This window comes from Pseudomonas nicosulfuronedens, assembly GCF_005877905.1.
Taxonomy (GTDB): domain Bacteria; phylum Pseudomonadota; class Gammaproteobacteria; order Pseudomonadales; family Pseudomonadaceae; genus Pseudomonas; species Pseudomonas nicosulfuronedens.
The window spans coordinates 1-549 of record NZ_SWDV01000139.1 but is presented as its reverse complement, the minus strand read 5'-3'; the positions used below and the strand labels follow the sequence as shown (position 1 = coordinate 549).

Annotated in this window: 1 protein-coding gene; it reads left to right on the top strand. The window is 50.3% G+C overall.

All coding sequences use genetic code 11. The features are described 5' to 3' along the window. Positions 1 to 438: hypothetical protein (locus FAS41_RS31005; protein WP_171049606.1), on the top strand; the 438-nt coding region annotated here is incomplete at its 5' end. Positions 439 to 549 lie beyond the last annotated feature (111 nt).

Genomic DNA, 549 nt, shown 5'->3' with positions numbered 1-549 from the left:
AATAATCAAGTTCTCGAGCATATTGCGAATGGCGTGCTGTCGCCGGGAGATGATGCGCATATCGGCTACCTTGGTTCTAGCCGTATCGGTGTAAACCTCGTCAGAATCGTTCAGAAGAGCGGGGCGCAAGCTGGTTACGACTATTTGAATAAGTACGCGACTACGATCGCAGCTCAGTCGAGTTATAACCTAATTGTAATGCTACTTGGCGTTGCGGAAGCAGGAGTTACGAGTTCAGATATGCCCAACGCAAAGCAGAACCTTAAAAGTCTGCGATCCGCCAGGGCTGACATCAGAAGCCAGTACGACCAGTACATCCAGGTGAGTCTTAAAGATAAAGACGCCGACGCTGATGCATCCAGCATGATGGAGATGAGCCCGCCCGACGATGGTGGACACTTGTATCAAGGGTCGAGCAATCAGAGCAGTGGCTCATAAGGGGGAAGCATGGATTTTACAATATACACTGCGGGGAGCTCCGAGTTTCTCCAGATAATGCTCAATTCATGCGCCATGCTTACCGGCAGCGGTTCAATAGATGATATGGCG